The organism is Microbacterium sp. UNCCL10 (assembly GCF_000746195.1).
GTDB lineage: Bacteria > Actinomycetota > Actinomycetes > Actinomycetales > Microbacteriaceae > Microbacterium > Microbacterium saccharophilum.
Genome location: NZ_JQKT01000007.1, coordinates 1,158,245 through 1,184,611, shown reverse-complemented (window position 1 = coordinate 1,184,611; position 26,367 = coordinate 1,158,245). Strand labels below are relative to the sequence as shown.

Annotated in this window: 21 protein-coding genes and 4 tRNA genes; 9 read left to right on the top strand and 16 right to left on the bottom strand. The window is 70.7% G+C overall.

Annotated elements, in window-relative coordinates; all coding sequences use genetic code 11:
• Positions 1 to 2 precede the first annotated feature (2 nt).
• The 4 genes from BR85_RS15400 to BR85_RS05860 all read right to left on the bottom strand — a co-directional run bounded on the left by BR85_RS15400 (position 3) and on the right by BR85_RS05860 (position 593).
• Entirely contained in the window at positions 3 to 176 is a 174-nt protein-coding gene (locus BR85_RS15400; RefSeq protein ID WP_155947959.1) for a hypothetical protein, read from the bottom strand.
• A gap of 119 nt (positions 177 to 295) precedes the next feature.
• A tRNA-Val gene (locus tag BR85_RS05870) sits at positions 296 to 370 on the bottom strand.
• A 24-nt stretch (positions 371 to 394) separates the two neighbouring features.
• Positions 395 to 468, bottom strand: a tRNA-Cys gene (locus BR85_RS05865).
• 53 nt (positions 469 to 521) lie between these two features.
• Positions 522 to 593: transfer RNA gene (locus tag BR85_RS05860), tRNA-Gly, on the bottom strand.
• Positions 594 to 775: 182 nt separating this feature from the next.
• On the opposite strand from BR85_RS05860, the gene BR85_RS05855 reads away from it, so the two are divergent.
• Positions 776 to 848: transfer RNA gene (locus tag BR85_RS05855), tRNA-Val, on the top strand.
• A gap of 278 nt (positions 849 to 1,126) precedes the next feature.
• Here the strand turns inward: BR85_RS05855 and BR85_RS05850 are convergent.
• The 4 genes from BR85_RS05850 to BR85_RS05835 form a co-directional block, all read right to left on the bottom strand.
• On the bottom strand, positions 1,127 to 1,642 hold the full coding sequence (locus BR85_RS05850) for a type II toxin-antitoxin system PemK/MazF family toxin (RefSeq protein ID WP_028495681.1): 516 nt from the start codon (positions 1,640 to 1,642) through the stop codon (positions 1,127 to 1,129).
• Positions 1,643 to 1,743: 101 nt separating this feature from the next.
• Positions 1,744 to 2,970, bottom strand: coding sequence for an ammonium transporter (locus BR85_RS05845; RefSeq protein WP_028495680.1), 1,227 nt, complete (start codon positions 2,968 to 2,970; stop codon positions 1,744 to 1,746).
• Between the two features lie 219 nt (positions 2,971 to 3,189).
• A complete protein-coding gene (zapE, locus tag BR85_RS05840) occupies positions 3,190 to 4,218 on the bottom strand; it encodes a cell division protein ZapE (protein WP_028495679.1) in 1,029 nt (342 codons plus the stop codon).
• Between the two features lie 9 nt (positions 4,219 to 4,227).
• Entirely contained in the window at positions 4,228 to 5,439 is a 1,212-nt protein-coding gene (locus BR85_RS05835; RefSeq protein ID WP_028495678.1) for an alpha/beta hydrolase family protein, read from the bottom strand.
• A 25-nt stretch (positions 5,440 to 5,464) separates the two neighbouring features.
• Here BR85_RS05835 and BR85_RS05830 point away from each other — a divergent pair, with 25 nt between their 5' ends.
• The 4 genes from BR85_RS05830 (at position 5,465) to BR85_RS05815 (ending at position 10,671) form a co-directional block, all read left to right on the top strand.
• On the top strand, positions 5,465 to 6,055 hold the full coding sequence (locus tag BR85_RS05830; protein WP_028495677.1) for a DUF3000 domain-containing protein: 591 nt from the start codon (positions 5,465 to 5,467) through the stop codon (positions 6,053 to 6,055).
• Positions 6,048 to 7,244: a ribonuclease D gene (locus tag BR85_RS05825; RefSeq protein ID WP_028495676.1), complete on the top strand. Its 1,197-nt coding sequence runs from the start codon at positions 6,048 to 6,050 to the stop codon at positions 7,242 to 7,244. The genes BR85_RS05830 and BR85_RS05825 overlap by 8 nt, the downstream gene beginning before the upstream one ends.
• 71 nt (positions 7,245 to 7,315) lie before the next feature.
• The gene (locus tag BR85_RS05820) at positions 7,316 to 8,518 is read left to right on the top strand and encodes a thiolase family protein (RefSeq protein WP_028495675.1); all 1,203 of its coding nucleotides are present in this window, start codon (positions 7,316 to 7,318) and stop codon (positions 8,516 to 8,518) included.
• Between the two features lie 11 nt (positions 8,519 to 8,529).
• Complete coding sequence (locus BR85_RS05815; RefSeq protein ID WP_028495674.1) at positions 8,530 to 10,671, top strand: 3-hydroxyacyl-CoA dehydrogenase NAD-binding domain-containing protein; 2,142 nt, start codon at positions 8,530 to 8,532, stop codon at positions 10,669 to 10,671.
• Between the two features lie 176 nt (positions 10,672 to 10,847).
• Here BR85_RS05815 and pepN read toward each other — a convergent pair whose 3' ends face one another.
• The 6 genes from pepN to dut form a co-directional block, all read right to left on the bottom strand.
• Positions 10,848 to 13,352, bottom strand: coding sequence for an aminopeptidase N (gene pepN, locus BR85_RS05810; RefSeq protein WP_028495673.1), 2,505 nt, complete (start codon positions 13,350 to 13,352; stop codon positions 10,848 to 10,850).
• A gap of 52 nt (positions 13,353 to 13,404) precedes the next feature.
• Positions 13,405 to 15,360 carry a 1-deoxy-D-xylulose-5-phosphate synthase gene (gene dxs, locus BR85_RS05805; RefSeq protein WP_028495672.1) on the bottom strand — a complete coding sequence of 652 codons (1,956 nt, stop codon included), beginning with the start codon at positions 15,358 to 15,360 and terminating at the stop codon, positions 13,405 to 13,407.
• A 108-nt stretch (positions 15,361 to 15,468) separates the two neighbouring features.
• A complete protein-coding gene (locus tag BR85_RS05800; protein WP_028495671.1) occupies positions 15,469 to 18,336 on the bottom strand; it encodes an aconitate hydratase in 2,868 nt (955 codons plus the stop codon).
• A 133-nt stretch (positions 18,337 to 18,469) separates the two neighbouring features.
• Positions 18,470 to 19,198 (bottom strand): DUF3159 domain-containing protein, encoded by a 729-nt coding sequence (locus BR85_RS05795; protein WP_028495670.1) that lies wholly within the window; start codon positions 19,196 to 19,198, stop codon positions 18,470 to 18,472.
• Positions 19,195 to 19,779, bottom strand: a complete 585-nt coding sequence (locus BR85_RS05790) for a DUF3710 domain-containing protein (protein ID WP_028495669.1) — start codon at positions 19,777 to 19,779, stop codon at positions 19,195 to 19,197. The genes BR85_RS05795 and BR85_RS05790 overlap by 4 nt, the downstream gene beginning before the upstream one ends.
• The gene (dut, locus tag BR85_RS05785; protein ID WP_028495668.1) at positions 19,776 to 20,225 is read right to left on the bottom strand and encodes a dUTP diphosphatase; all 450 of its coding nucleotides are present in this window, start codon (positions 20,223 to 20,225) and stop codon (positions 19,776 to 19,778) included. The genes BR85_RS05790 and dut overlap by 4 nt, the downstream gene beginning before the upstream one ends.
• Positions 20,226 to 20,243: 18 nt before the next feature.
• Here dut and BR85_RS05780 point away from each other — a divergent pair, with 18 nt between their 5' ends.
• Positions 20,244 to 20,717, top strand: a complete 474-nt coding sequence (locus BR85_RS05780) for a DUF3093 domain-containing protein (protein ID WP_307725234.1) — start codon at positions 20,244 to 20,246, stop codon at positions 20,715 to 20,717.
• Between the two features lie 11 nt (positions 20,718 to 20,728).
• Here BR85_RS05780 and BR85_RS05775 read toward each other — a convergent pair whose 3' ends face one another.
• Positions 20,729 to 21,022 carry a DUF4193 domain-containing protein gene (locus BR85_RS05775; RefSeq protein WP_028495666.1) on the bottom strand — a complete coding sequence of 98 codons (294 nt, stop codon included), beginning with the start codon at positions 21,020 to 21,022 and terminating at the stop codon, positions 20,729 to 20,731.
• A gap of 213 nt (positions 21,023 to 21,235) precedes the next feature.
• Between BR85_RS05775 and sepH the strand changes: the two genes are divergently transcribed.
• On the top strand, positions 21,236 to 22,264 hold the full coding sequence (gene sepH, locus BR85_RS05770; protein WP_028495665.1) for a septation protein SepH: 1,029 nt from the start codon (positions 21,236 to 21,238) through the stop codon (positions 22,262 to 22,264).
• A 7-nt stretch (positions 22,265 to 22,271) separates the two neighbouring features.
• Here the strand turns inward: sepH and BR85_RS05765 are convergent, their stop codons facing one another.
• A complete protein-coding gene (locus BR85_RS05765) occupies positions 22,272 to 23,405 on the bottom strand; it encodes an alkaline phosphatase family protein (RefSeq protein WP_028495664.1) in 1,134 nt (377 codons plus the stop codon).
• Positions 23,406 to 23,469: 64 nt separating this feature from the next.
• Here BR85_RS05765 and BR85_RS05760 point away from each other — a divergent pair, with 64 nt between their 5' ends.
• Entirely contained in the window at positions 23,470 to 25,926 is a 2,457-nt protein-coding gene (locus BR85_RS05760) for a DNA gyrase/topoisomerase IV subunit A (protein ID WP_028495663.1), read from the top strand.
• Between the two features lie 66 nt (positions 25,927 to 25,992).
• Positions 25,993 to 26,367, top strand: coding sequence for a nuclear transport factor 2 family protein (locus BR85_RS05755; RefSeq protein ID WP_028495662.1), 375 nt, complete (start codon positions 25,993 to 25,995; stop codon positions 26,365 to 26,367).

Genomic DNA, 26,367 nt, shown 5'->3' with positions numbered 1-26,367 from the left:
CGTCAGCGCTTGGCGCGGTCGGCTGCGCTCGGCAGGTGGATCAGCAGCGCGACGGCGAGGGAGACCGACAGGATGCCGGCGACGAAGATGTAGCCGCTCGGGTCGGAGTCGATCGCGAACGCGAGCCCGAACAGGTAGAAGCCGAGCAGGAAGAGCACCAGATAGACGATGAACATCGCAAACCTCCGTGACGTCGTCCTCCGATCGTATCCACAGTCGGGCCGCGAGGTGGGAGCGGGGGTGTGCGGGCGAACCCGGAATGCAGAAAACCCCCGGCGGGGCCGGGGGTTTCAGGTGGTGCGCGATACTGGGATCGAACCAGTGACCTCTTCCGTGTCAGGGAAGCGCGCTACCGCTGCGCCAATCGCGCCCGCATGGGCTGTTCAGTTCTGAGTGGAGGTGGCGACGGGATTCGAACCCGTGTAAACGGCTTTGCAGGCCGGTGCCTAGCCGCTCGGCCACGCCACCATGTGGTTCGACCCACGTGTCGTGATCCCTTCGAAAAGGGATCCCCGCACTCGAGCGGATGACGAGATTCGAACTCGCGACCCTCACCTTGGCAAGGTGATGCGCTACCACTGCGCTACATCCGCGGATCCCGGATCTCTCCGGGCGCGTCATTGACTTTAGCTGACTAATCCGCGAGTTCCAAACCGGCGGACGCTCGCGCGTGTCTCGCCCCGTTGTGCGGTCGCCCCACCACCCGGAAGCGCGGGCCACGTGTGTGGAACGGCTCCGGGAATCCGATAAGCTTGGTGCTCGGCCCCCGGGCCATGGGCGATTGGCGCAGTTGGTAGCGCGCTTCCTTCACACGGAAGAGGTCATCAGTTCGAGTCTGGTATCGCCCACGGAAGCAGCCCCGCAGCACGCGCACCCCGCGAGCATCGGGGCTTTTTCGTGCCCGCGCGCGCCCACACGCCCGCCGAGCGTGCGTGTCGCGCCACCTGCGGGTTTCCGGGCGCGCAGCCGCACGAGGTGGGACAGGCGGCCGCACCGTGTCACGGCATCCGTGGCTGCAGGCCGCGGCGACTCGCTCGAAGTGGGACACGGCTCGGAAGCGGGACGCGGTCCCGGCGCGGGACGGCGGAGGGATGCCGGCACCCGGCGCCGGGATGGATGCCGGCGGTCAGCTGCCGACGGCCCAGCCGTACCGGTCGCTCAGCGCCTTCGCGACGCGCGTGAAGCGGTCGAGGTCCAGCGCGCTGGCCTCGCGCCGCATCCCGTCGCGATGCACGCTGTAGAGCTGCTCGATGTCGACCCAGGACGGCCGCCCCCGGGTGTCCCACGGTCCCGTGCCGAGCGCCAGGAAGTCGCGGTCGCCGTCATGCGATTTGCTCGTGAGGCGGACGGCGTAGACGCGGTCCTCCCCGTCGCGGCCGATGACGAGCACCGGGCGGTCCTTGCCGCGCCCGTCGTTCTCCGCGTACGGCACCCACGTCCAGACGATCTCCCCGGCATCCGGATCGCCGTCGAGGGCGGGGGCGTAGGTGATCCGCAGTCCGCGGGCGGCCCGCGGCGCGACCTCGACGGTCGCGCCCTCTCCCCCGCGTCCCGGCAGGTCGCGGACAGGCGCGGGCGGCGGGGCACCGGAGGAGCGGAAGAGGCCGCCGAGGGCGTGCAGGATGCGGGTGGCGTAGCTCACCCTGCCACCCTACTGAGCCGGGATCCGACGCCTGCGCCCCCGCGCACGCGAAGAGGGTGCCGCATGATGCGGCACCCTCTCCGTGCTGGAACTGCGTCGATTCAGTCGACGAGGGCGTAGCCCTCCTCACCGTGGACCACGGTGTCGACGCCGGCGATCTCGTCCTCGTTCTTGACGCGGAAGCCGATCGTCTTCTCGATGATGAGACCGAGGACGTAGGCGACCACGAAGGAGTAAACCAGGACGCCCACGGCAGCGATGACCTGCACGAGCAGCTGCGACGCGTCGCCGCCGGTGAAGAGGCCGGTGCCGGTGGCGAAGAAGCCGAGGTACAGCGTTCCGATCAGGCCGCCGACGAGGTGCACGCCCACGACGTCGAGCGCGTCGTCGTAGCCGAGCTTCCACTTCAGTTCGATCGCGAGGGCGCAGACCGCACCGGTGACGAGGCCGAGGAGGAGGGCCCAGCCGGGCGCCAGCGCGGCGCACGCCGGGGTGATCGCGACGAGGCCCGCGACGGCGCCGGACGCGGCACCGATCGAGGTGGCCTTGCCGTCCTTGATCTTCTCGATGATGATCCAGCCGAGGATCGCGGCGGCCGTGGCGCCCAGGGTGTTGACGACGATGAGGCCGACGCTGGAGTCCTCGGTGCCGAGAAGCGAGAACGTGCCTTCGGCGCCGGCGTTGAACCCGAACCATCCGAACCACAGGAGCGCGGCGCCCAGGAGCACGAGCGGCACATTGTGCGGCTTGTTGATCCCCTTCTGGAATCCGACGCGCTTGCCGAGCACCAGTGCGAGGGCGAGGGCCGCCGCGCCGGCGTTGATGTGCACGGCCGTACCGCCGGCGTAGTCGATCACGGCGACATCCAGACCGAGGTTCGCGCCGAGGTTGTAGATCCAGCCACCGCCCCAGACCCAGGCGGCCACCGGGAAGTAGACGACCGTGGCGAAGACGCCCGCGAAGATCATCCACGACCCGAACTTCGCACGGTCTGCGATCGCGCCGGAGATGAGGGCGACCGTGATGATCGCGAACGTGGCGCCGTAGGCCGAGATGACGAGGGTGTCGCTGTCGGCGTTGGCCAGACCGAAGTCACTGAACGGGTTGCCGGCCAGGAACTGGGACTCCCCCTCGCCGATGACGGTCATGTTGGAGCCGTAGAGGATCCAGAGCACGGCCACCAAGCCCATGGCGCCGAAGCTCAGCATCATCATGCTGACGACCGACTTGGCCTTCACCAGACCGCCGTAGAAGAACGCCACACCGGGCGTCATGAGAAGCACGAGGGCTGTCGCCGCGACAGACCAGGCGAGATTTCCGCTGTCCATGAAGTTCCTCACTCATGTGTTGATACTCAAAGGCCCGCTCCGCCTGATGTCGGGTGTGACGGTGGGATCCGGGCTCGCCCAGTCTCATCACTGCCGGTTTCCCGCAGTATGCGTGTCGTGTTTCGCGACTGTTACAAGGGTGCCCCGGGCGTGAACATCACGTTTCGGCGGACCGGATGACCGCTAGGAATCGGCCGGAGGAAGGCCGCGGCGGCGGTGTCAGCTGTGGGTGAGGGCGACCAGTCGCGAGATCGCGCGGAGGTACTTCTTGCGATAGCCGCCGGCCAGCATGTCGTCGGTGAAGACCTGATCCAGAGAGGTTCCGGTGGCGCGCACCGGGATCTGCGCGTCGTACGCGCGGTCGATGAACGCGACGAAGCGCAGCGCGGCGGACTGATCGTCGAGCGGGGCGACATCGCGGATGCCGATGACGGCGATGTCCTCGATGAGGCGGATGTAGCGCGACGGGTGCACCGTCGCGAGGTGCCGGATGAGGGTGTCGAACGCGTCGTCGGAGACGAGGCCGGACGCCGCGGCATCCGCGAGGTCACGCTCGTACTCGCCCGCGGTCACGACCACGGCGTGCCCGTCGACGGCGCGCTGACGGTAGTCGGTGCCGTCGATGCGGATGGTCTGGAAACTCGCCGCCATCGCGTGGATCTCGCGCAGGAAGTCCTGCGCGGCGAACCGGCCCTCGCCCAGCGCGTTCGGCGGGGTGTTGGATGTCGCGGCCAGGCGCGTGCCGGTCGGGACGAGCTCGCCGAGCAGCCGGGTCATCACCATGGTGTCGCCCGGGTCGTCGAGCTCGAATTCGTCGATGCAGAGCAGGTCGGCGCCGCGGAACAGCTCGACCGTCTTCTGGTAGCCGAGCGCCCCGACGAGGGCGGTGTACTCGATGAAGGAGCCGAAGTACTTCCGGCGGGCCGGTACCGCGTGGTAGATCGCGGCGAGCAGGTGCGTCTTGCCCACGCCGAAGCCGCCGTCCAGGTACACCCCGGGCTTGACCTCGGGGGTCTTCTTGGCGCGTCGGAAGAGCCCGCCCCGGGCCGCCGGTGCCCCGCCGCCGCTGAACGCGATCAGCAGATCCTTCGCCTCCTGCTGCGACGGGAAGCGCGCATCCGCGCGGTACGTCTCGAACGTCGCGCCGTCGAACTGGGGTGGAGGGATCAGCGCCGCGACCATCTGCTCACCCGAGACCTGGGGAGCGCGGTCGCTCAGATGCACGATGCCGACGGGTGCGCTGCTCACCCCTCCACACTAAACCGCGGGGGTGACCTGCCCAGTCCGCGTCAGCCAGCCCGTGATGGCCGCGGTCCAGCGCTCCTGGTCGTAGTTCCACAGCTTCGTGTGCCGTGCGACGTCGAAGATCTGCAGGTCCACGAGATCGGGTCTCGCGACGACCAGATCGTGCGAGGCGTCTGACGGGACGAAGCCGTCGTCGTCGCTGTGCAGGATGAGGATCGGATGCCGGAGCTCCGCCGCCCGGGACACCACGTCGAGCCGGTCGAACGGGATCGCCACGTCGGCGCCGGTGACCGGCGTCGTCCATTCCCGGCGCAGGGTGGCGATCGCGAGGTCCGCGACCTGCGAGGGGAGGCCGAGGAGCCGCGCCTGATGGCTGAGCACGATCCGCCAGTCGATGACCGGCGATTCGAGGATGATCCCGGTCAGGATGTCGCGATGCGCGGAGCTGAGCGCCAGCTGCAGTGCGATCGCCCCGCCCATCGACCAGCCCATGACGATCACGCGGCGGGCGCCCCGGCGGCGGGCCAGGCCGATGGCGGCATCCACGTCCCGCCACTCCGTCGCGCCCAGGCCGTAGGCCCCGCCGCGGCTGCGGGGCGCTTCACCGTCGTTGCGGTACGACACGACGAGCGAGGTGAGCCCGGCCGCGTGGAAGACGGGGACGGCGCGGAGGCATTCGGCGCGGGTCGTGCCGCGCCCGTGCACCTGCACGACCCACGTGTCGCTCGGCTCTGCGGCCGGGAAGATCCAGGCCGGGCAGGGGCCGACGGGAGAGCCGACGAGCTCGACGGAGAAGGGCAGGTGCAGCTCCTCGGGCTGGTCGAAGTACCAGCCGCTGAAGGCGGCATCGGGGGCGAGCTGCGCGTCGGGGCCGACATGCGTGAGGAGCTTGCGCTTCACGCTCGTCTCGTCGGCGGAGAGCACGGAGCCGAGCTTGAGATAGGCGGCCGTGCCGACGGTGAACAGGCCATAGCGTCCCGGCAGCGCCGTATCCGGCGTGCGGGTCAGGGTGATCGTCTGCGCGGCGGTGTCGACGTCGAGGATCTTCGTGTCGGGCAGCCTGCCCCCCGGGGTCACGACCTTCCGGGCCATCCGCACCGAGATGAAGGTCAGCATCCCGGTCACGCCGACGAGCGCCGTCGCCATCGCGACGATGAGTCCGCGGAGCGCCGCGATGAGCGTCGGAGATGCGCCGGCGGGAACGGCGCGCCTGGGTGCCTTCATGGTCCCGTCACTCTAGTCTGTCGACGTGGATGAACCCCGTCCCCCGGCTGCCACGCCGGCCTTCGCGCAGGTCGCCGATGCGCTGCGCGCCCTGAGCTTCCGCGATGACTTCGCGGTGCGCGAGATCCCGGCGCCGTCCTCGCTCGCGCCGGAGGCCATCGCTCTCGCCGGTGACGTGCGCCCCGATGAGGAGGGCGGCGACTCCGAGTACGGGACCGGCCGGCTCATCCTCCTGCACGACCCGAGCGAGCCCGACGCGTGGAACGGCGCCTGGCGCATCGTCTGCTTCGCGCAGGCGCCCCTCGAGCCGGAGATCGGCACCGATCCCCTCCTGGCGGACGTCGCGTGGTCCTGGCTCGTCGACGCGCTGGCCGCCCGCGGCGCCCGGTTCCACTCGGCATCCGGCACGGCCACCAAGACGCTGTCCAAGGGATTCGGATCCCTCGCCGAGGAAGGCGACGGCGCGCAGATCGAGCTGCGTGCGTCCTGGTCGCCGGAAGGCGACGTCGCGGCGCACGTGCGGGCGTGGGCGGAACTGGTGTGCATGCTGGCGGGTCTCCCGCCCGGGTCGGAGGGAATCGTCGTGTTGGGCGGAAACAGGGCGGCGCGTGGCTGAGTACCACGTCATCACCGATGTCGAAGAGTTCATCGAGGCCGCGCTGACCCTCGCGGGCGGCACGGGGCCGGTCGCCGTCGACGTCGAACGAGCATCCGGGTTCCGCTACACGCAGCGCGCGTACCTCATCCAGGTCTACCGGCGCGATGCCGGCGTGTTCCTCTTCGACCCGCCGGCCCTCGGCGACATGGCCCCGCTGCAGGACGCCATCGGCGACGTCGAGTGGGTGCTGCACGCGGCGAGCCAGGACCTCCCGTCCTTGCGCGACGAGAACCTCGAGCCTCCGTCGATCTTCGACACCGAACTCGCCGCCCGGCTGCTCGGGCACGCCCGGGTCGGACTCGGCGCCGTCGTCGAGGACACGCTCGGCATCACCCTTGCCAAGGCGCACTCCGCGGCCGACTGGTCCACTCGTCCCCTGCCGCAATCCTGGCTCGAATACGCGGCCCTCGACGTGCTGCACCTCATCGACGTCCGCGATGCGCTCGCGCTCGAGCTGGAGGAGCAGGGCAAGACGGCTCTCGCGCAGGAGGAGTTCGAGGCCGTGCGCACACGCCCCGCGAAGCCGCCGCGTGAAGAGCCGTGGCGCCGCCTGAGCGGTCTGCACACGGTGCGCGGACGGCGCTCGCTCGCGATCGCCAAGGCGCTCTGGACGGCGCGCGAGGAGTACGCCAGGGAGCAGGACGTCTCCCCCGGCCGCCTCGTGCCCGACCGTGCACTCGTCGCCGCCGTGCGGGCCGACCCGGCCACCAAGCAGGATCTCGCCCGCACGAAGGAGTTCATCGGCCGCGCGAGCCGCACCCAGCTGGACCGCTGGTGGGCGGCCATCGAAGCGGGCCGCGCCGACCCGGTCCTCCCGGTGGAACGCGTTCCGGGTGACGGAATGCCGCCGCCGCGCGCATGGGCCGACCGGAACCCGGCCGCCGACGCGCGGCTGAAGACCGTCCGGCCGCGCATCGATGACCTCGCGGAAGAGCTCAACATGCCGGCCGAGAACCTCCTGACCCCGGACACGCTGCGCCGCGTCGCGTGGCAGCCGCCGGAGCCGCTGGATGTCGACGGCGTCGGCCGCATCCTGGAATCGTTCGGCGCCCGACGCTGGCAGATTGCGTACACTGCACAGGTGATCGTCCAAGCCTTTGTCGATTCCGTGCACGAGGCGGCGGAGCCGTCCGAGCCGGCTTCGTAGATACGATCCAACCGATTTCCCCGCCCTTGCCGCCTTCATAGGCTGGAGCGATCCCTATCTTTGGAGGCAGTGTGGCCGAGCTTTCGGACGTCTACTTCGTCGACGGAATGCGAACCCCTTTCGGGCGCGCCGGCGAAAAAGGCATGTACTGGAACACCCGCGCCGATGACCTCGCCGTGAAGGCGACCATCGGCCTGATGGAGCGCAACCCGGGCGTCCCCGCGGACCGCGTCGACGACGTCGCGATCGCCGCGACGAGCCAGACCGGCGACCAGGGACTGACCCTCGGGCGCTCGGTCGCGATCCTCGCGGGTCTGCCGCAGACGGTGCCGGGCTTCGCGATCGACCGCATGTGCGCGGGCGCCATGACGAGTGTGACGACCATGGCCGGGTCGATCGGCTACGGCATGTACGAGGTCGCCCTCGCCGGTGGCGTCGAGCACATGGGACACCACCCCATCGGCGCGAACGCCGACCCGAACCCCCGCTTCGTCGCGGAGAAGATGGTCGACCCGGGCGCCCTCAACATGGGCGTGACGGCGGAGCGCATCTTCGACCGCTTCCCGCACCTGACGAAGGAGCGCTCCGACCGGTTCGGGATGCTGAGCCAGCACAAGGCGCAGGCCGCTTACGACGCCGGCAAGTTCCAGCCCGACCTCGTCTCGGTCGCCGTCAAGGACGCCGAAGGCTCCTGGGCGCTCGCGACCGAGGACGAGGGACGCCGTCCCCAGACGACGATGGAGGACCTCGCCGGCCTCAAGACCCCGTTCCGCCCGCACGGTCGGGTCACGGCGGGCACCTCGTCGCCGCTGACCGACGGTGCCACGATGTCGCTGCTGGCCGGCGGACGGGCCGTGAAGGAGCTCGGTCTCCGTCCCAAGATGCGCATGGTGTCGTTCGCGTTCGCGGGCGTGCAGCCGGAGATCATGGGCATCGGGCCCATCCCCTCCACGGAGAAGGCGCTCCGCAAGGCGGGGCTGAAGATCTCGGACATCGGCCTGTTCGAGCTGAACGAGGCGTTCGCCATCCAGGTGATCTCCCTGCTGGACCACTTCGGCATCGCCGACGACGACCCGCGCGTCAACCAGTGGGGCGGGGCGATCGCCCTCGGCCACCCCCTCGCCGCCTCCGGCGTGCGCCTCATGATCCAGCTCGCGGCCCAGTTCGCCGAGCGCCCCGACGTCCGCTACGGCCTCACCGCCATGTGCGTGGGCCTCGGTCAGGGCGGTTCGGTCATCTGGGAGAACCCGCACTACGACGGCAAGAAGAAGTGAGAGAGACACCGATGACCGACTACGACGCGATCGACTTCTCCCCCATTCAGGCCCTCACCGCCGGCGAGGTCGTGACGCACTCCCGCGTGCGCGACGTCACGCTGCCGAGCGGCAAGCGGCTGGCCCTCATCACGCTCGACAACGGCCGTGACCACACGCGGCCGAACACCCTCGGCCCGGCGACGCTCACCGAGCTCGGCGAGACGCTGGCCGCGCTCACGGCGCGGGCGAAGGCCGGCGAGATCGACGCCGTCGCCATCACGGGCAAGCAGTACATCCTGGCCGCAGGCGCCGACCTGTCGGACATCTCGAAGGTCGGGTCGAAGGAGAACGCCAAGCTCATCACGCAGCTCGGGCACAAGGTGCTCGGGATGCTGGGAGAGCTCGGTGTGCCGTCGTTCGCGTTCGTGAACGGCCTCGCGCTCGGCGGGGGGCTCGAGATCGCGCTGAACTCCACCTACCGCACCGTCGACGCGTCCGCCGCGGCGATCGCGCTCCCCGAGGTCTTCCTCGGGATCATCCCCGGCTGGGGCGGCGCCTACCTGCTGCCGAACCTCATCGGCATCGAGAACGCCCTCGAGGTGGTCATCTCCAACCCCCTGAAGCAGAACCGGATGCTGAAGCCGCAGCAGGCGTTCGACTACGGCATCGTCGACGCCATCTTCCCGGCCGCGAACTACCTCGAGGATTCGCTGCGCTGGGCCGACGGCGTGCTCACCGGGGTGACCAAGGTCGACCGGAAGAACGAGCCCGGCAAGATCGAGCGCCTCACCAAGTGGCCCATCGCGATCAAGATGGCCCGCGGCATGCTGGAGTCCAAGATCGGCACCATGCCCCGATCACCGTACGTCGCCCTCGACCTCCTCGACAAGGCGAAGTCCGGGACGAAGGCGGAGGGCTTCGCGCGCGAGGATGAGGCGCTCGCGGAACTCGTCACGGGCGATCAGTTCGCGGCATCCATGTATGCGTTCGATCTCGTGCAGAAGCGTGCGAAGCGTCCCGTCGGCGCCCCCGACAAGGACCTCGCCAAGAAGGTCACGAAGGTCGGCATCATCGGCGCGGGGCTCATGGCGAGCCAGTTCGCGCTGCTGTTCGTGCGCAAGCTCCAGGTGCCGGTGCTGATCACCGACCTCGACCAGGCCCGCGTCGACAAGGGCGTCGCCTACATCCACGAGGAGATCGGCAAGCTCGAGGCGAAGGGGCGTCTGGACGGCGACGCGGCGAACAGGCTGCGCGCGCTCGTGACCGGCACGACCGACAAGAGCCTCTACGCGGACTGCGACTTCGTCATCGAGGCCGTGTTCGAGGAGGTCGGCGTCAAGCAGGAGGTGTTCGGCGAGATCGAGAAGATCATCGCGGAGGATGCCATCCTCGCGACCAACACCTCGTCGCTGTCGGTCGAGGAGATCGGCGCGAAGCTCGCCCACCCCGAGCGTCTCGTCGGCTTCCACTTCTTCAACCCCGTCGCCGTCATGCCGCTCATCGAGATCGTCAAGACGCCGCAGACCTCGGATGCCGCGCTGTCGACGGCGTTCGTCGTCGCTCGCGGGCTGGGCAAGAATGCCGTCCTCACCGCCGACGCCCCCGGCTTCGTCGTGAACCGGCTGCTCGCCAAGGTCATGGGCGAGGCGGCGCGCGCCGTCTACGAGGGCACCCCGGTCGCCGACGTCGAGAAGGCCTTCGGCCCGCTCGGCCTGCCGATGGGACCGTTCCAGCTCATCGACCTGGTCGGCTGGAAGGTCGCCGCGCACGTGCAGGACACGATGGTCCGCGCGTTCCCCGACCGGTTCTACGCCAACGAGAACTTCCACGCCCTGGCCGAGCTGCCCGAGGTCGTCGAGAAGGACAAGGGCGGCCGCGTCACCGGGTTCACGAAGGCGGCGGAGAAGGTCCTCAAGCCGGCCGTCGGCAAGACGCCCGTCGATGCCGCCACGATCCTCGCGCGCGTGCAGGACGGTCTCGCGCAGGAGATCAAGATCATGCTCGACGAGGGCGTCGTGCCCGAGGTCGAGGACATCGACCTGTGCCTCATCCTCGGCGCCGGCTGGCCGTTCATCGACGGCGGCGCGTCGCCGTACCTCGACCGCGAGGGTGCGTCGGAGCGTGCGTTCGGTGGCACGTTCCACACCCCGCCCATCCGCGGCATCGGCTGACGATCGGCTCACAGCGGCCCCGGGCTCCGGCCCGGGGCCGCTGCCGTCGGTGCCGGCGTCGCTGCGCGCGTGCAACGGCGGAGATCGTGGCTCGGGTACCCCCAAGGATGCCGGCTGGCCGGCAGGCCCGCGACGATCTCCGCCGTTGGGCTCTCAGCCGCGTGTGAGGCTGCCGGTCAGGCCGCCCCGAGCAGCCCCTGCGCGGCGCGGACCCGCAGGTCGCGGGCCAGGTGGTCCCGCTGCTCGAGCACGATGCGGCGCAGCGCGCCCGGTGCGTCCTCGTTCGCCGCGAGCCACGCGTCGACCGGATCGAGCGACTCCGAGGCCGGGAACAGCCCGCGCACGAGTCGGCCGGCGATCTCGATGCTGCGCTGTTCCCACACGGCGCGCAGGCGCGCGAAGTAGTCCTCGTCGAAGCGTGCGACGAGGTCGCGCCGCCCGCCCGCACGGATGCCGGATATCGTCGCGTCGAGATGCTCGTTCGTCAGGGCCTGGTCCTCCCACGCGGTGCGCCACGCCTCCGCTCGCACCCCCGGATCGGGTCGGGCGGCGAGCACCGCGAGCTGTGAGCTCCGCCCCTTCGCCGTGGCATCCCGGCTGTACTCCGCGTCGGCATCCTCGACGCTCGCGTGTCCCGTTGCGGACAGGGCGAACAGCCAGTTCCACCGCAGCTCGGGGTCCAGGGCGAGGCCCGCCGGGGCCGGGGCCGTGCCGTCGAGCATCGCCCGCAGGTCTGCGGCGCGGTCATCGCACGTCGACGCGGCCGCGCCCACGGCGCGCGCCCAGACGAGCTGGGCGTCGCTGCCGGCATCCGCAGCCGTCATCGCCTGCCATGCGGTCTCGAGCCACGCGGGACGCCGCGCGTCGCGCTCGTCCGCCGGGACGAAATGCTCGACGGCGTAGCGGGCATGCCCGACGACGTCCGCCAGCACGGCGATGTTCGTCTCGGCGGGGCCGTGTGTGCCGGCGATCTGGACGTAGCGGGCCGCGGCGAGCTCGCCGTCGCGCGTCGCATTCCACAGCGCCGACCATGCGACGGCGCGGGTGAGGGCATCCGGAATCGTCGACAGGGCAGACGCCAGCGCGTCGACCGAGCGCTCGTCGAGCCGCACCTTCGCGTACGTGCGGTCGCCGTCGTTGGGCAGGATGAGGTCGACGTCCGGCACGACCGGCAGCGTCACGGCCGTCCGCTCCTCGTGGATGTCGACGTCGAGCGCCGCGAGCCGGCGCAGCGTGCCGTGGTCGAGGCGGTGCAGGCCCACGCTCAGGCGATGGGGCCGCGGCGGGGTCTGCACGATCGCGAGGTGCTCCCCGCGCTCGACGCGGATGGTCGACATCCCGGTGGTCTGCAGCCACGCGGCGCTCCACGCACGCAGGTCGCGCCCGGCGGCCGCCTCCAGCTCGACGAGCAGGTCGTCGAGGGTCGTGTTGCCGTACGCGTGCGCCTCGAAGTAGCGCTTCGCGCCCGCGAAGAACGCATCCACCCCCACGTACTCCACGAGCTGCTTGAGGACCGACGCGCCCTTCGCGTACGTGATGCCGTCGAAGTTGAGCTTCGCGGCCTCGAGGTCGGTGATGTCGGCGACGATCGGATGCGTCGTCGGCAGCTGGTCCTGCTGGTATGCCCACGCCTTCCGGCGCGACGCGAAGGTCACCCACGCGTCGGGGTAGCCGCCGACGGCGGCCGCGGCATGCGTGCCCATGTAGTCCGCGAAGGACTCCTTGAGCCACAGGTCGTCCCACCAGCGCATCGTCACGAGGTCGCCGAACCACATGTGCGCCATCTCGTGCAGGATCGTGTTCGCCCGCGCCTCGTGCTGTGCGACGGTCGACGCGCCGCGGAAGATGTAGCCCTCCGTGAACGTCACGAGCCCGGGGTTCTCCATCGCGCCGAGGTTGTACTCCGGCACGAGGATCTGGTCGTACTTGCCCCAGGGGTAGTCGCCGAAGACGCCGGTGAAGAAGTCGAGCCCGCGCCGGGTGATCCCCAGGATCTCGTCGGCGTCCAGGTGCACCGCGAGCGAGGCGCGGCAGAGGACGCCGAGGTCGGCGCTCTGCCGCTCGCCTTCCCAGCGCCCCGTGACGCGGTGATACGGCCCCGCGGCGACGGCGGTGATGTAGCTGGACAGCGGAAGCGTCTCGGCGAACGTGACCCGGATGCCGTCGTCCACGGCGGTGCGGCCGGTCTCGGCCCCGTTGGAGAGGACCTCCCAGCCGCCCGGCGCCGTGATCCGGAAGGTCCAGCGGGCCTTCATGTCGGGCTGCTCGAAGCATGGGTAGACGCGCCGGCAGTCGGCCGGCTCGTACTGCGTGTACAGGTACACCGCGCCGTCGACGGGGTCGGTGAACCGGTGCAGACCCTCGCCCGAGCGGCTGTATGCGCCGCGGGCGCGGACGCGGACGACGTTCTCGTCCACGAGCCCCGTCACCCGGATGCGGGAGCCGTCCCACTCGACCGCCTGCGGGATGCCGTTGATCTCGACGGTGTCGACCGATTCGCCGAGGAAGTCGATCCAGGTCTCCCCCGTCGCCGCGGCGAAGGCGAGGGTGCTCACCGTGGCGAAGCCCGTCGTGTCGGCATCCGGCGCAGTGCGCAGGTCGAGATCGACGTGCACGGTGTGCAGCGTCATGGCGGCGGAACGGGCGGCGGTCTCCTCACGGGTGAGGCTGGCGGTGCTCATCCGACCATCGTTCCACGCCGCCCGTCGGCCCCGCGCCCGGCGGTAGCCGGGGTCAGGAGTCCTGGCGGCGGGCGTCGACGTCCGCCATCCAGATCGCCCCAGTGTCCGCCGTCGGTCGCGCGACGGGGATGCGCGTGCCGAGCACCTGCGCGACGACATCCTGCGCGATCTTCGCCGGGGTGAGGCCGGCATCGGCCAGGATCTGCTCGCGGCTCGCGTGGTCGATGAACTCGTCCGGCAGGCCGAGCTCGTCCACCGCCGTGTCGACGCCCGCTTCGCGGAGCACCTGACGGATGCGGGTTCCCACGCCGCCGACGCGGATGCCGTCCTCGATCGTGATGACGAGGCGGTGACGGGCGGCGAGGTCGACGAGGGACGGCTGCACGGGCACGACCCAGCGCGGGTCGACGACGGTCGCGCCGATCCCCTGTGCGCGGAGGCGACCGGCGACGTCGACCGCGAGGTGCGCCATGGGGCCGATCCCGACGAGCAGCACGTCCTCCGCGTCGCTGCGCACGAGCACGTCGACGCCGTCGGAGAGTCGTTCGACCGCCGGCAGATCGTCGCTCACGGCGCCCTTGGGGAAGCGCACGACGGTCGGGGCGTCGCCGACCGCCAGCGCCTCGTGGAACTCCTCGCGCAGGCGCGCGGCGTCACGGGGCGCGGCGATCCGGATGTTCGGGACGAGCTGCAGCATCGCGAGGTCCCAGACGCCATGGTGGCTGGGCCCGTCCGGACCCGTCACACCGGCGCGATCGAGGACGAAGGTGACGCCGGCGCGATGCAGCGCGACATCCATCACGACCTGATCGAACGCGCGGTTCATGAACGTGGCGTAGATGGCGACGACGGGATGCAGTCCGCCGTAGGCGAGGCCCGCCGCCGACGCGACGGCGTGCTGCTCGGCGATCCCGACGTCGTAGACACGGTCGGGGAAGCGCTGCGCGAACGGGAGGAGACCGGTCGGGCGGAGCATCGCCGCCGTCATCGCGATGACGTCCTCACGCTCCTCCCCCGCCGTGACGAGCTCCTCGGCGAAGACGTCCGTCCACGCGACCTGCGCGGCGCCGCCGAGGGCGACGCCGGTGACGGGGTCGATCTTCCCGACGGCGTGGAACTGGTCGGCCTCGTCGCTCAGCGCCGGCGCGTAGCCGCGCCCCTTCTCGGTGATCGCGTGCACGATGACCGGGGCGCCGTAGGACTTCGCGAGCTCGAGGGTCTCGATCATCGACGCCAGGTCGTGCCCGTCGACGGGACCGAGGTACTTGATGTCGAGGTTCGAGTAGAGCGCCGCGTTGTTCACGAAGCGGGAGAGGAAGCCGTGCGTGCCGCCCCGGACGCCGCGGTACACGGCGCGCCCGGCGGGGCCGAGGCGCCGGAAGAGCGTGTCCGACCCGCGGTGCAGCGAGCGGTACGCCTCCCCCGTGCGGACGCGGTTGAGGTAGCGGGCCATGCCGCCGATGGTCGGGGCGTAGGAGCGGCCGTTGTCGTTGACGACGATGACGAGGTTGCGGTCGTTGTCGTCGCTGATGTTGTTGAGCGCCTCCCACGTCATCCCGCCGGTGAGCGCGCCGTCGCCGACCACAGCCACGACGTGACGGTCGACATGGCCGGTGCGCGTCAGCGCCCGCGACACGCCGTCCGCCCAGCTGAGGGAGCTCGACGCGTGCGAGGACTCGACGACGTCGTGCGGGCTCTCCGAGCGCTGCGGGTAGCCGGCGAGGCCCCCGCGGGAGCGCAGCTGGGAGAAGTCCTGGCGGCCGGTGAGCAGCTTGTGCACGTACGACTGGTGGCCGGTGTCGAAGATGATCGGGTCTTCGGGCGAGCGGAAGACCCGGTGGATCGCGATCGTGAGCTCGACGACGCCGAGATTGGGGCCGAGGTGTCCGCCGCTGCGCGCCACGTTCTCGACGAGGAAGGCGCGGACCTCGGCGGCGAGGGCGTCCAGCTCGGAGATGCTCAGCCGATCGAGGTCGCGCGGTCCCGAGATCGATGAGAGCAGTGACATGCGTGTCCCTCCAGGTGACGACAGCGTCTGTCGAGTCTACCCGCGGCGAGGATGCGGAAGACGGCAACGGGCGCCCGGCGCGATGCCGGGCGCCCGTTGCGGTGCGTGTCAGACGAGGCTGCGCAGCACGTACTGCAGGATGCCGCCGTTGCGGTAGTAGTCCGCCTCTCCGGGGGTGTCGATGCGCACGACCGCGTCGAACTCGATCGTCTGCTTGCCCTCCGGCGAGAACTCGCTCGGCTCGGCGACGACGCGGACCGTCTTCGGCGTGACGCCCTCGTTGAGCTGCTCGAGACCCGTGATCGAGACGATCTCGGTGCCGTCCAGGCCCAGCGACTTCCAGCTCTCGCCGGCCGGGAACTGCAGCGGCACGACGCCCATGCCGATGAGGTTCGAGCGGTGAATGCGCTCGAAGCTCTCCGTGATGACGGCCTTGACGCCCAGGAGGCTCGTGCCCTTGGCTGCCCAGTCGCGGGACGAGCCGGAGCCGTACTCCTTGCCGCCGAACACGACGAGCGGGGTGCCCTGCGCGGCGTAGTTCTGGCAGGCGTCGTAGATGAACGACTGCGGGCCGCCGGCCTGCGTGAAGTCGCGGGTGTAGCCGCCCTCCACGACCTGACCGCCGTTGACCGCCGCGACGAGCTCGTTCTTGAGCCGGATGTTCGCGAACGTGCCGCGGATCATGACCTCGTGGTTGCCGCGACGCGAGCCGTAGGAGTTGAAGTCCTTCTGCGCGACGCCGTGCTCGATGAGGTACTGCGCGGCGGGCGTGCCGGCCTTGATGTTGCCGGCCGGGCTGATGTGGTCGGTCGTCACGGAGTCGCCGAGCGCCGCCATGACGCGGGCGCCGGTGATGTCGGCGACGGGGGTGAGCTCCATCGACATGCCGTCGAAGTACGGTGCCTTGCGGACGTAGGTGGAGTCCTGGTCCCACTCGAAGATGGGGCCCGTCGGCGTCGGCAGGGTCTGCCAGCGCTCGTCGCCGTCGAACACGGTCGCGTACTGCTTGATGAACTGCTCGCGCGAGATGGAGGAGTCGATGATCTCCTGGACCTCTTCCGTGCCGGGCCAGATGTCCTTGAGGAAGACGTCGTTGCCCTCGGTGTCCTTGCCCAGCGCGTCGGTCTCGAAGTCGAAGTTCATCGACCCGGCCAGCGCGTAGGCGACGACGAGCGGCGGCGACGCGAGGTAGTTCATCTTCACGTCGGGGCTGATGCGGCCTTCGAAGTTCCGGTTGCCGGAGAGGACGGCCGTGACGGCCAGATCGTTGTCGTTGACGGCCTGGGACACCTCGTCGATCAGCGGGCCGGAGTTGCCGATGCAGATCGTGCAGCCGTAGCCGACGGTGTAGAAGCCGAGGCCCTCGAGGTCCTTGTCGAGACCGGACTTCTCGTAGTAGTCGGTGACGACCTTGGAGCCGGGGCCGAGCGTGGTCTTGACCCACGGCTTCTGCTTCAGGCCCTTCTCGCGCGCCTTGCGCGCCAGGAGGCCCGCCGCGATCATGACCGACGGGTTGGAGGTGTTCGTGCACGACGTGATCGCGGCGAGGGTCACCGCGCCGTTGTCGAGCAGGTACGGCGAGCCCTCCGGGGGCGTCACCTGCACGGGGTTGGATGCCGGGTGGCTCGAGCCGCTGAACAGCAGCATCGACTCGGCGTGCTGGTCCTCGTGCTGGTGCGAGACGCCGTTCGCCGACACCGTCTCGTGCTCGACGCCGGGCGCGGTGCCGGGGTCGGACGCCGGGAAGGTGCCCTCGAGCTCGACGGAGTCCTCATCGGCGGCCTCCGCGTAGTTGAGGATGTCCTTCTGGAACTGCGACTTCGCCTCCGACAGGAGGATGCGGTCCTGCGGGCGCTTCGGGCCGGCGATGGAGGGGACGACGGTGGAGAGGTCGAGCTCCATGTACTCGCTGAAGGCGGGCTCGATGTCGGCGTCGTGCCAGAGCGACTGCTCCTTGGCGTAGGCCTCGACGAGGGCGACGGACTGCTCGTCGCGGCCGGTGAGGCGCAGGTACTCCAGCGTCACGTCGTCGATCGGGAAGATCGCTGCGGTGGAGCCGAACTCGGGGCTCATGTTGCCGATCGTGGCGCGGTTGGCCAGCGGCACCGAGGCCACGCCAGCGCCGTAGAACTCGACGAACTTGCCGACCACGCCGTGCTTGCGCAGCATGTCGGTGATCGTGAGGACGACGTCGGTCGCGGTCACGCCGGCCGGGATCTCGCCGCTCAGCTTGAAGCCGACGACGCGCGGGATGAGCATCGACACGGGCTGGCCGAGCATCGCGGCCTCGGCCTCGATGCCGCCGACGCCCCAGCCGAGCACGCCCAGGCCGTTGACCATCGTGGTGTGCGAGTCGGTGCCGACGCACGTGTCCGGGTAGGCGCGCAGCACGCCGCCGACCTCACGGTCGTAGATGACCTTGGCGAGGTGCTCGATGTTGACCTGGTGCACGATGCCGGTGCCCGGGGGGACGACCTTGAAGTCGTCGAAGGCGGTCTGGCCCCAGCGGAGGAACTGGTACCGCTCGCCGTTGCGCTCGTACTCGATCTCGACGTTGCGCTCGAGGGCGTTCTCGGTGCCGAAGAGGTCGGCGATGACGGAGTGGTCGATGACCATCTCGGCGGGCGAGAGCGGGTTGATCTTCTTCGGGTCGCCGCCGAGCGCCGTGACGGCTTCGCGCATCGTGGCGAGATCGACGATGCAGGGCACGCCGGTGAAGTCCTGCATCACGACGCGCGCGGGCGTGAACTGAATCTCGGTGTTCGGCTCGGCGTTCGCATCCCACGACCCGAGCGCCTCGATCTGCTCCTTCGTGACGTTCGCGCCGTCCTCGGTGCGGAGGAGGTTCTCCAGCAGCACCTTGAGGCTGAACGGGAGCTTGTCGTAGCCGGGGACCGTGTCGATCCGGAAGATCTCGTAGTCGGTGTCGCCGACTGTCAGGGTGCTCTTGGCTCCGAAGCTGTCAACTGTCGACACGTCTGGTCTCCTTCGTCGGCGATTCACGGGACTGGGGCCCCGCCCTTCATCTTCCCTGCCCTCGGCGCCCCGTGCCAGTGAGGACGGCCTAACCGTGACCGGGAAGATTTATCTTGATATCAAGATAAATCTATCATGCGTCGCGGCGCCCGTAGAGTGCGCGGACGGCGAGCCAGGTGACGGCCACGAGCGGCGCGAACAGCGGCAGGCCCATGACGAGTTTGAGGGTGCCGAGCGTCGTCACATCGTCGGCGAGGTAGAACGGCAGCTGCACGCCGAGGCGCAGGAAGAACAGCGCCGCCCAGGCGATCGCGAGCCAGGAGAAGACGCGCCGCTTGCGCTTGTCCGCGCGCCAGGCGGTGCCCTCCCCCATGAGGAATCCGGCGGCCAGGCCGATGAGGGACCACCCGAGGAGGGCCGAGATCAGCAGGGCGGTGCCGTAGACCGCGTTCGTGATGAAGCCGGGGATGAAGTTGTTGGCGGCGTCGCCGGTGAAGACCGCGAAGGCGGCCGCGACGGCGGCCGCGAGGAGTCCGCCGATCGCCGCACTCACCGGCTGGCGGGCGATCAGCCGGGCGATGGTGAAGACGGCGGCGATGCCGACCGACAGGCCCAGCGAGAGCCACAGGTCGCCGTCGCCGGAGTCGGGGTCGATCGTGAGCGTGTAGACCACGATGAAGACGAGCCCCGGGATGACGGACTCCGCGACGCCCCGCCATCCGCCCATCGCCGACCACACGACGTGTCCCGTGCTGGCCTCCTTGGCGGGGTCCAGCCCGGCCTTTCGGGCGGCGCCGCCGAGGGCCTGCCCGAAGATCTCCGCGGCCGTGGGCTGCGGGTCGGGGTCCCGCGGTTCGCTCATGCCGTGCCCGGCGAGGCCGGCATCTTCAGTGGGATGAGATCGCGCGGCGGCATCGGCGTGCCGCCCCGGACGACGACGATGGAGCGGAAGAGGTCCTCGACCTGCGCCGCCGCTTCGACGTCGCTCGTGGCCGCGCCCCCGATCACGCCGCGCAGGAACCAGCGCGGACCGTCGACGCCGACGAACCGCGCGAGGCGCTTGCCCGCCGTGCCGTCCGCTCCGGCGACGACCGGCACCTCGGCGAGCAGCTCGTGGCCCAGCGGCCCCTCGCGCTCCTCGACGCGCCCGCCCTGCTGACGGATCTGCTGGCGGATCTGGTCACGTGTCTCATCCCACAGCCCCGTCGACCGGGGCGCCGCGAACGGCTGCACCTGCAGGGTCGAGCCGGCGTAGTCGAGTCCGACCGCCACGATGCGCTTGGTCTGCTCCTCCACCTCGAGGCGGAGGTTCAAGCCCTCGCGCGGAAGGATCTTGATGCCGCCGAGGTCGATGTACGGCCGGACGGGATTGGCCTCGGACTCGTCGAAGGGTCCGGTGCTGGCGCGGTCGGCGGTGCCGCCGTCGGTGATGTCGTCGCTCATGAGGCGGCTCCTGTCGTGATGCCGGTGGACCCGAACCCGCCGTCGCCGCGGGCGCTGCCCTCGAGGGTCGTGACCGGGAGGAAGGTGGCGCGCGGGACCTGCATCACGATGAGCTGGGCGATGCGGTCGCCGGGGGCGATGTCGAACGCGCTGTCGAGGTCGGTGTTCAGAAGGGACACCTTGATCTCGCCGCGGTATCCGGCGTCCACGGTGCCGGGCGCGTTGACGATCGTGATCCCGTGCTTGGCCGCCAGGCCGCTGCGCGGCACGACGAAGGCCACGTACCCGTCGGGGAGGGCGATGCGTACCCCCGTGCCGACGAGCGCGCGACGGCCGGGCTCCAGACGGACCGATTCGGCGGAGACCAGGTCGGCCCCCGCGTCGCCGGGGTGTGCGTAGACGGGAACCTGCGACGCGATAATGGGAACGTCCACGGATTCGATCACCAGATGAGGCTAATGCACATGACCGCAGCCGGCACGCGGCCCGCAGCCGCCGGGTATCGGGAGCGCCTGAGCCCCTCGCTCTGGGCGCTCGTGGGCGCCGCGGTGGGCGGTCCCATGATCGCGCTCGTCTTCGTGCCGATCGACGCGACGCTCGCTCTGGTCATCGGAGCCGTCGCGGGGATCGCGCTCGTGGCGGGGATGATCCTCATGGCGCCGGTCGTCGCCGTCCACGGGGGCGAGCTCCGCGTCGGCCGCGCGCACATCGACGTCGCGGACCTCGGCGACCCCGTCGGCGCGACCGGGGAGGACGCCCGTCAGGCGCGCGGGCCCGGGCTCAGCCGTGACGCCTGGCATCTGCTGCGCGGCGGGGTCGACGGCGTGGTGCGGGTCCCGGTCCGGGATGCGGAGGATCCCGTCACCGAATGGGTCTTCTCGACGCGCACGCCCGACCGGGTGATCGCGGCGATCCGTCGCGCACAGTCAGTGCGCTGACGCGGCGGAGATCAGGCCGCGCACTCCACGCAGATCGCGCCGGCGCCGGTCTCGTGGTCGATCTGGGTGCGGTGCTTGACGAGGAAGCACTCGACACAGGTGAACTCGTCCTCCTGCGGGGGCAGCACGACGACGTCGAGCTCGAGGTCGGAAAGGTCCGCACCGGGCAGCTCGAAGCCGGACGGGTTGTCGGCATCCTCGTTGTCGACGGCGCCGGACATCTTGTCGGGGACGCGCTCCTTCAGGGCCTCGATCGACTCGCTGTCGTCTTCGGTCTTGCGGGGGGCGTCGTAATCCGTAGCCATGCTCGAACGTCTCTACTTCCAGGAGGTGCTGTGGGCCCGATGGGGCGGCGATAGTTTGCATGACCGAGGTGCTTTTCGCAAATGCGGCTCGGGTGGGCCGCCCTCGCATCGATGCGTCCCCTGAAACTCACGGCGCGCCCTCGATATTCCCGGCGACGGGCGAGCGCTGTGACAGCATGGGCCGCACACGCAGGATCGGGAGGGGTGTTTCGCATGGAGCAGCTCAAAGTCATCGGGACCGAAGAGGGCATCCTCGTCCTCGCCACGGAGTCCGGGGAGCGTTTCACGCTGCCCGTCGACGAGACGCTGCGGGCGCAGCTGCGCCGCGCGCCACGCGATGCGGAGCCGCGCGCGGCTCGCCCGAGTCCCCGTGAGATCCAGTCCCACATCCGCTCCGGCCTGTCGGCCGAAGAGGTGGCGGCGCTGCTCGGCGTGCGGGTCGAGGACGTCGCCCGCTACGAAGGCCCTGTGCTCGCGGAGCGCGACCACATCGTGGGTCAGGCTCTCGCCGTCCCCGTCCTCATGGGCGGCGACATCGAACCCGATGCCCAGCCGACCTTCGGCGCGGCCGTGCGTGCGAAGCTCGCCGAGGCGGGCGCGTCCGGTGAGCGCTGGTCGAGCTGGCGCGAGCAGACCGGCTGGGTCGTGAAGCTCGAGTTCGTCGCGAACGAGGTCGACCACGATGCCCGCTGGTCGTTCGACCCGCGCCGCTCCACGCTCGCACCGCAGAACTCCGACGCCGTGCAGCTCTCCCGGCAGGGGTCCCTGCCGGAGGGCCTCATCCCCCGGCTGCGCGCTCTCGACTCCTCGCCGCTGAAGGATGCCTCGCGCTTCGACAGCGGGGCGTTCGGACCGCGGCGCATCGTCGAGGCGGACGCCGACGACCAGCCCGAGCTGCGCACGCCCGCCACGGCGGCCGTGCAGGAGGCCGCCATCAAGCGGGCGCCCGACCAGGGTGTGACCTCGGCGGAGACCGCCGACCTGCTGGAGGCGCTGCGGCGTCGCCGTGGTCAGCGCGAGCCCATGCCGTCGGACGAGCACGCCGATGCCCATCCGCACGCGCCGGTCGCCCTCTTCGATGCGCTCGAGCCCGGATACGACGACATCGTCCCCGAGCCGGAGTCCGTCGAGCAGCCGCGGCCCGATGAGGCGACCACGGCCGACCTCGGCAAGCGCAAGGGGCGCACGTCGATGCCGTCCTGGGATGAGATCGTCTTCGGGGCACGCACGGAAGACGGCTGAGCCCGTCTCAGCGCGCGAACGCGCCGAGGCGGATGAGCGGGACGATCCGCTCCTGATCGGTCAGGGACCCGTGCTGGCCGATCATGTTCTGCGGCTTCCTGTCCGCGAGACGGTCGTCGTAGTACACCACCGCTGACCGTGCGGCGACGAGCACATCGCCGATCCGCGGCGCCACGGCCGGGTCGACCTCCGGACCGAACAGCCCGGCGGAGACCGCCTCGTCCCGTCCCATCACCCAGGAGCGGTGCGACTCCGCCGCGCGCCAGCGGGCCAGTACGCCGGCCGCCTCGCCGTCCTCGGCGTACAGGTGCAGCATCCTCGGCTCCCCCGCCACGAGGCGCACGCCGTCCAGGAGGGGCTCGCCGTCGCCCAGGAGGATCTGGCGGTGGCGCGGCACATCGACCATCCCGTGGTCGGCGGTGACCAGCGCGCCGACGTCGCGCGGGAGGCGCTCCTCGAGGAGGCGCGCGGCCGCGTCGACGGACTCGAGGCTCGAGGTCCACGCCGCGCTCTCCCACCCCTGCGCATGGCCGATCGTGTCGAGCTCCGGCGCGTACAGGTAGACCAGCGCCCCGTCGTGGTCGGCCGCGAGCGCCGCCGCCTGCGCGACCCGCTCGGTGAGGTGCGCGGCGCCGACGAACGTCGCGCCGCGCTGGATGGCGCGTGTGAAGCCGGTGCCCGCGTACAACGGCCGCGACACGACGAAGCAGGGCCGGCCGGCCGCGGACTCCCGGGCGAGGAGCGGCTCGGCGCGCTGCCATGTCATCGGGTCGAGCCCGTCGGTCTCCCATCCCTTCAGCTGGTTCGGTGCGCTGTCGGTGCCGGGCACCCGTGCGCGGTAGCCGACGATGCCGTGCACGCCGGCATCCACCCCCGTCAGGAGGCTCGTCAGGGCGACGGCGGTCGTCGACGGGAAGACCGTGCGGGCGGAGTCCTTCTTCGCCATGCGCTGCGCGAGGAAGCGCGCGTGCCCGGCGCGCGCGGCGAGGTTGCCGCGGCCGAGGCCGTCCACAACGAGGATGACCGCCGACCGGGCCGACGGGAACCAGTCCGCTCCGCCCGACATCGAGGCCAGGACCTGCGGCACGACACCGGTGAGGCTCCGGGCCGACGGCGGGTCCGCGGGTAGGCTGAGAGACATCGGGGCCAGTCTCGCACACGGCGGACGGGCCTCTTTTCCCGTCACCGGAGGACCCCTCAGTTCCATGGCAGCTTCGCGCACCGAACCCGCGCCCATCGACGAGGGACGCATCGAAGACGTCGACGTCTCCGCGGAGATGCAGGGGTCGTTCCTGGAGTACGCGTACTCCGTCATCTACTCCCGCGCACTGCCCGACGCGCGCGACGGGCTCAAGCCCGTGCAGCGCCGCATCCTGTACCAGATGGCGGAGATGGGCCTCCGCCCCGACCGCGGTCACGTCAAGAGCGCGCGAGTCGTCGGCGAGGTCATGGGCAAGCTGCACCCGCACGGCGACTCCGCCATCTACGACGCCCTCGTGCGCCTCGCGCAGGACTTCGCCCTGCGGGTCCCGCTCGTGGACGGCCACGGCAACTTCGGCTCCCTCGACGACGGCCCCGCCGCCGCCCGCTACACCGAGGCGCGGCTCGCACCCGCGGCCCTCGCGCTGGCGGAGAACCTCGACGAGGACGTCGTCGACTTCATCCCGAACTACGACGGCCAGTTCCAGCAGCCCGAGGTGCTGGCGGCCGCGTTCCCGAACCTCCTCGTCAACGGCACGACCGGCATCGCGGTCGGCATGGCGACGAACATGGCACCGCACAACCTCATCGAGGTCGTCGCCGCCGCAGTCCACCTCCTCGACCACCCCGACGCGACGCTCGATGAGCTGATGGAGTTCGTGCCCGGCCCCGACCTGCCCGGCGGCGGCGTCATCGTCGGCCTGGACGGCGTGAAGGACGCCTACGCGAGCGGGCGGGGCTCGTTCCGCACCCGCGCGAAGGTGTCGATCGAGTCGGTCGGGCCCCGCCGAACCGGCCTCGTCGTGACGGAGCTGCCGTACATGGTGGGTCCCGAACGGGTCATCGAGAAGATCAAGGATGCCGTCGGCGCGAAGAAGCTCACCGGCATCGCCGACGTCACCGACCTCACCGACCGCAACCACGGACTGCGCCTGGTCATCGGCATCAAGACGGGCTTCGACCCGGCCGCCGTGCTCGAGCAGCTGTACCGGCTGACCCCGCTGGAGGACTCCTTCGGCATCAACAACGTCGCGCTCGTCGACGGGCAGCCGCAGACGCTCGGACTCAAGGAGCTCCTCCGCGTCTACCTCGACCACCGCATCCAGGTCGTCACCCGTCGTTCCCGTCACCGCCTCGGCCGCCGGCAGGAGCGCCTGCACCTCGTCGAGGGTCTCCTCATCGCGATCCTCGACATCGACGAGGTCATCCAGGTCATCAGGACCTCCGACGACTCCGAGCAGGCGCGCCAGCGTCTCCGCGACGTGTTCGACCTGTCCGAGGCGCAGGCGGAGTACATCCTCGAGCTGCGGCTGCGCCGTCTCACGAAGTTCTCCCGTGTCGAGCTGGAGACCGAGCGCGACGCGCTGAAGGCGGAGATCGCGCACCTCGAGGAGCTGCTGGCCAGCGACACCCTGCTGCGCGCGCAGGTCGCGCGGGAGCTGGATGCCGCCGCCGACGCCTACGGGACGCCACGGCGCACCCTGCTCCTCAACGGCGGACCCGTCGCCTCCCGCTCGCGGGCCGCCGCGCCGGCCGACCTCCAGATCGCCGACGCCCCGTGCCGTGTGTTCCTCTCCGCGACGGGCCGGATGGTGCGCGCCGAGCTCGCCGTCGACACCCTCGGCGGCGGCATCGTCCCGCCGGCGCGCCGGTCGAAGCACGACGCCGTCCGCTCCGGCGTCGATGCGACGACCCGCGGCGACCTGGGTGCCGTGACCTCGGCCGGGCGCCTCATCCGCTTCTCCCCCGTCGACCTGCCGTCCGTCCCCGGCAACTCGGTGCAGCTGGCCGCCGGCACGAAGGCCGACCAGTACCTCGGGCTCTCCGGCGGCGAGCATGTCGTCGCCGTCGTGCCGCTCGTCGAGGCGCCGGTCATCGCGATCGGCACGGCCCAGGGCGTCGTCAAGCGCGTCGCGGCCACCGAGCTCGGGACGAAGCACGACGTCGAGATCATCGCGCTGAAGGACGGTGACCGCGTCGTCGGCGCGGCCCCGGCGCCGGACGACGTCGAACTCGTCTTCGCGACGACGGACGCGCAGCTGCTGCGCTTCGGGGCGGACGCCGTCCGCCCGCAGGGCCGCTCCGCCGGCGGAATGGCCGGCATCCGGGTCGCGGACGGCGAGAGCGTCGTCTTCTTCGGCACCGTCGCACCCGGGGATGAGGATGCCGTCGTCGTCACGATCGCCGGGTCCAACCAGGCCCTCGCCGGCGCCGACCCCGGCAGCGGCAAGGTCACCGCGCTGGCGGAGTTCCCGGCCAAGGGTCGCGCCACCGGCGGTGTGCGCGCCCAGCGGTTCCTGAAGGGCGAGGACACGCTGACCCTCGCCTGGGTCGGCTCCGACCCACGCGCCGTCGGCACGGACGGCGCCGTGCGCGCCCTGCCGGCAGCCGGCGCGAAGCGGGACGCCTCGGGGCAGCCGCTCGAGGCGGTCATCGGCGCGATCGGCACCGTCGTCGGCTGATCGCCGACGCCGCTGTCCGACGCCGCTGTCGGCACCGCTGTCGGCACCCTGAGGTAGACCTGCGGGATGGACGACATTCTGCAGAACTGGCTCGACCGCTACCTCGTCGCCTGGCGGTCGAACGAGCCGGACGACATCCGTGCCCTGTTCACCGACGACGCCACCTACGCCGGAAGTCCCTGGGACGCGGAGCCATGGGTCGGAGCCGACGCCATCGTCGCGGGCTGGCGAGCGCACCGGGACGAGCCGGGAACCTGGACGTTCGAGGGTGCGCCCCTGGCGCTCACCGCCGGCACCGGCATCATCCAGGGGCGCACCGATTACGCCGGCGGCAGCGTGTACGCGAACCTCTGGGTCATCGAGTTCGCCGAAGACGGGCGCGCGCGCTCGTTCGTGGAGTGGGCCGTGGAGCCAGGTCCCGTCTGGGAGGTCCAGGAGTAG

What these genes read in the sequence shown, in the direction of transcription:
- BR85_RS15400 (WP_155947959.1), bottom strand. Translation starts at nt 176, where the DNA reads ATGTTCATCGTCTATCTGGTGCTCTTCCTGCTCGGCTTCTACCTGTTC.
- BR85_RS05845 (WP_028495680.1), bottom strand. Translation starts at nt 2,970, where the DNA reads ATGGACAGCGGAAATCTCGCCTGGTCTGTCGCGGCGACAGCCCTCGTG.
- BR85_RS05835 (WP_028495678.1), bottom strand. Translation starts at nt 5,439, where the DNA reads ATGAAGGCACCCAGGCGCGCCGTTCCCGCCGGCGCATCTCCGACGCTC.
- BR85_RS05815 (WP_028495674.1), top strand. Translation starts at nt 8,530, where the DNA reads ATGACCGACTACGACGCGATCGACTTCTCCCCCATTCAGGCCCTCACC.
- pepN (WP_028495673.1), bottom strand. Translation starts at nt 13,352, where the DNA reads ATGAGCACCGCCAGCCTCACCCGTGAGGAGACCGCCGCCCGTTCCGCC.
- dxs (WP_028495672.1), bottom strand. Translation starts at nt 15,360, where the DNA reads ATGTCACTGCTCTCATCGATCTCGGGACCGCGCGACCTCGATCGGCTG.
- BR85_RS05795 (WP_028495670.1), bottom strand. Translation starts at nt 19,198, where the DNA reads ATGAGCGAACCGCGGGACCCCGACCCGCAGCCCACGGCCGCGGAGATC.
- BR85_RS05790 (WP_028495669.1), bottom strand. Translation starts at nt 19,779, where the DNA reads ATGAGCGACGACATCACCGACGGCGGCACCGCCGACCGCGCCAGCACC.
- BR85_RS05780 (WP_307725234.1), top strand. Translation starts at nt 20,244, where the DNA reads ATGACCGCAGCCGGCACGCGGCCCGCAGCCGCCGGGTATCGGGAGCGC.
- BR85_RS05775 (WP_028495666.1), bottom strand. Translation starts at nt 21,022, where the DNA reads ATGGCTACGGATTACGACGCCCCCCGCAAGACCGAAGACGACAGCGAG.
- sepH (WP_028495665.1), top strand. Translation starts at nt 21,236, where the DNA reads ATGGAGCAGCTCAAAGTCATCGGGACCGAAGAGGGCATCCTCGTCCTC.
- BR85_RS05765 (WP_028495664.1), bottom strand. Translation starts at nt 23,405, where the DNA reads ATGTCTCTCAGCCTACCCGCGGACCCGCCGTCGGCCCGGAGCCTCACC.
- BR85_RS05760 (WP_028495663.1), top strand. Translation starts at nt 23,470, where the DNA reads ATGGCAGCTTCGCGCACCGAACCCGCGCCCATCGACGAGGGACGCATC.
- BR85_RS05755 (WP_028495662.1), top strand. Translation starts at nt 25,993, where the DNA reads ATGGACGACATTCTGCAGAACTGGCTCGACCGCTACCTCGTCGCCTGG.